The organism is Thermococcus sp., assembly GCF_027066465.1.
GTDB lineage: Archaea > Methanobacteriota_B > Thermococci > Thermococcales > Thermococcaceae > Thermococcus.
On sequence record NZ_JAMONU010000053.1, the window covers coordinates 1 to 3,258 of the forward strand.

Genomic DNA, 3,258 nt, shown 5'->3' on the forward strand with positions numbered 1-3,258 from the left:
CTCAGCGAGCAGTGAAACCGTGGCCTTCTCCAGCACCTCGGGGTCCTTCGCTAGAACGCCGGTTGCGTTGGCGTCGAAGGTAACGACCGTCTTCGCTATCGGCTTCGCCAACGGCTTCTGTTCTGCTGGAAGCTTCTCGGCCAGCGCCCCTGCGAGGAGGTTCTCCTCAAGCTCCCTGGTCGGGCCGTAAACGAGGAGGGTCCTCAGAATCTCGTCCGCGTTGGGCATCTTGAGGAGCGGGTTGCCGGCCATAAGGGTCTTGGCAGCCTCTATGGTCGCGCTCTCAACTGCCTGGGTGCTCGGGTTCTTTCCGAGGCTTATGGAGACGTTCACTATGTAGGCCAATGTCTGGGCCGGCACCTGACCCATCTTCGGGACCTCAAAGCTCTCACCGGATTTCTCGATAACGACCGGCAGGTTCTTCAGCGCTTCGGTTGCTATTTCCGCTATCGGCACTTTTGCTTCCTGACCGAGCTGTATGAGTGCGTATTTGCTTCCCGCCCTTTCATCGAAGGCCAGGACTCCCTGATAGAACGCGACTGAGTACGCCTCCCCGAGGTTTTTCTGCATGGTGTTGTTAATCTCGCCCAGCACTATTCCCCTCGTAACGTTGGCGAGAAGGCCGTCGGTTATGGCCGCTGAGCCGTAGGCTGAATAAACCGGATACGTTGCGTTGTAAACCGCGTAAACGAATTCCACCGGAACGCCGAGCTGAGTTGCTATGGCTTCAGCTGTTGCCTCGTCGAGGCCCCTCTCGTACGCTCCCGCCTGAAGGAGAGCATCATAGGTTCCAATCGTCCCGAAGTAAGTTCTCCCGTACGTTTCGTTGAGGGTGTACAGGCCGGAGTTCAGGTTCGCTATCGTTGAGTTGAGGGTCCTCAACTGCTCGCTTGCTTTAGTGAGGTTCTTGTGGAGGCCGACGTACGCCATGTCTGTCTCGTTGAGGGCCTTTCTGAGGGCGAGGCTCTGGTTGTAGAGCACCGTCAGGTTCGCCTCAAGCGCCAGATACGCCCTTGCCAGCTGGGGAACGGTTTCGTTGAGCGTCTTAACCTGCTCGCTCAGGTTCTCAATCTGGGTCAGCAGCTGGCCGTAGGCCCTGCTTGAGTTCAGGGCGGCATTGTAGAAAATCCCCGTGAGGTTGGCGGTTGTTCTGGTCAGGTTGAGGGCTATCTCGTAGGATTTGTTGTGGAGCAGGTCAACCGCGTCGTAGTAGCTGGTGAAGTTGCTCCCGTAGGGCTTTGCCTCAACCTTAAAGCGCTCGTAGGCTTCCTTTGCCTGTGGGCTGTTGACCTTTATGTTGGTTATGATTATGTACGTCATGTTGTTGCTGTGGGCGAAGCTGGGGAAGTACTTGGTCATGTTGTTCTGGACCTCAACGCTCTCCACGTGCTTGGGCATGAACTGGCTCATGCTGTAGTTCGTCACGCTGTTGAGCTTCATCGCGAGCGGCGTGGCGAGGATTATGATGACCACCCACACCGCAACGACGAGCTTGGCGTGCTTTACAATCCACTCGTTCCACGCCATGTCAACCACCTACATGTTGCCTACTAACACTTCATTTATAAACATGTCAATTTCCGACATGTCATCAGAGGGAATAGTTTATAAACCTTTTTGAACATCTCCCTGTTAGGGGTGATGGTAACGGAGCAGGAGCGAAAAATCATCAAGGGCCTGTTTACCGTTCCGCTCAAGAACATCATTCTCGTGATAGTTGGTCTTAAAGGGGAAACTCACGGTTACGAGATACTCAAGGAGCTTGAGAAGTTCACGGTCGGGATATGGAAGCCGAGCCACAGCAACCTCTACACGCTTCTCAACAAGATGGTTGAGGAAGGCCTCCTCGAACCGAGGGAGGAATACAGGGGGAAGCTCAGGCGCGTCAAATACCGCCTGACCGATAAGGGCTGGGAGTACCTGAGAACGTCAAACGAGCTTGCCCTTCGCTCCCTGTACACGGCCATAAGCTACCACGAGAGGCTCAAAAAGAAGCTCGACGAGATGGGCAAGGAGAGGAGAATGGACAGGAAGACCGTGAGGGAGTACCTAGAGCTTCTGGAGAAAATCAGGGACATACTTGACGAAGAGATAAAGGTCATAAAGAAGGAACTCGCCGAGTCTACAGAATAATCAGCTCCCGCTCGGCCTTCGTTAGCCTTCTTCCCTTCCCCTTAACGACGACGTCGTCCTCTATTCTTACTCCACCGAGTCCCGGGACGTAGATTCCAGGCTCTATCGTGAAGGTCATGCCGTTCTCGAGGACGACCTCCCCGTCAGGCCCTATGTAAGGCTCCTCGTGGACATCTAAGCCCAGCCCGTGACCCGTTCTGTGGGTGAAGAACCTTCCGTAGCCGGCCTTCTCAATGACGCTCCTCGCGGTTCCGTCGATTTCCCTCGCCTTCACTCCCTCCCTGACCGCTTGAAAAGCCTGTTCCTGGGCATCTTTAACGACCTCGTAGATTTCAACGAGCTTTTCACTGGGCCTGCCGAGGGCCACCGTCCTCGTTATGTCGGAGCAGTAGCCCCTCCACCTCGCCCCGTAGTCGAGTATCACCATGTCGCCCTTCCTCAGCTTTCTCTCGCTTGGCTCGTGATGAGGGTTCGCCCCGTTCTCACCGCCTGCCACTATCGGCTCGAAGGAAATCCCGTCGGAACGCTCCCTTATCGCAAGCTCTATCCTCAGGGCGAGCTCCTTCTCTGTGGTTCCGACCAAGTCCCAGCTTAGGATTTCTTCAAAGACCTCATCGACGACCCTCGCCGCTTTCTCCATGAGTTTAATCTCCTCTCTGTCTTTTCTCATTCTCAGCTCCCGAATCAGCGAGCTTAGCGGATAAGGCTCAATACTCGAAATCCGCATGACTTCAATCAGCCAGTCCGCGCGCATAGTGTTTTCAATCAGGACTCTGCCCGCCTTAATGCCGAGCTCCCCCATAACGGCCGAAAGCTTCTCGTAGGGGTTTTCGCCGTCGCGCCAGAAGGTGACTGGAAAATCCCTTACGACGTTCTCGTAGAGGCTCGGAACGAGTAGGTGAAACTCTCCGTCGGCGTTTATGGCAAGAAGGGTCGGTCTCTCGCCTGCCTCGTGAATTCTAAGGCCCGTCAGGTAGTAGAAGTTCGAACCGGGACTTACGAGCGCTCCGTCAAAGCCCCTCTCATTCATCAGCTTCGCAAGCTTTCCGATTCTCATGCCACCACCGGAGCTGAATAGCCGAGGGACCTTAAACCCTTTTCTCAAGCTCTACCGCAATGAGCGCA

Annotated in this window: 2 protein-coding genes and 1 pseudogene; 1 reads left to right on the top strand and 2 read right to left on the bottom strand. The window is 55.1% G+C overall.

Annotated features, from left to right (window positions below):
• Window positions 1-1,527: pseudogene (locus MVK46_RS02340) on the bottom strand (multidrug RND transporter); the annotation flags it as partial.
• A 114-nt stretch (window positions 1,528-1,641) separates the two neighbouring features.
• On the opposite strand from MVK46_RS02340, the gene MVK46_RS02345 reads away from it, so the two are divergent.
• Window positions 1,642-2,133 (top strand): PadR family transcriptional regulator, encoded by a 492-nt coding sequence (locus MVK46_RS02345; RefSeq protein WP_297534998.1) that lies wholly within the window; start codon window positions 1,642-1,644, stop codon window positions 2,131-2,133.
• Here the strand turns inward: MVK46_RS02345 and MVK46_RS02350 are convergent.
• The gene (locus MVK46_RS02350) at window positions 2,123-3,190 is read right to left on the bottom strand and encodes a Xaa-Pro peptidase family protein (RefSeq protein ID WP_297535000.1); all 1,068 of its coding nucleotides are present in this window, start codon (window positions 3,188-3,190) and stop codon (window positions 2,123-2,125) included. The genes MVK46_RS02345 and MVK46_RS02350 overlap by 11 nt on opposite strands.
• Window positions 3,191-3,258: the final 68 nt, after the last annotated feature.

Coding starts and splice junctions, on each gene's coding strand:
- MVK46_RS02345 (WP_297534998.1), top strand. CDS start 1,642: ATGGTAACGGAGCAGGAGCGAAAAATCATCAAGGGCCTGTTTACCGTT.
- MVK46_RS02350 (WP_297535000.1), bottom strand. CDS start 3,190: ATGAGAATCGGAAAGCTTGCGAAGCTGATGAATGAGAGGGGCTTTGAC.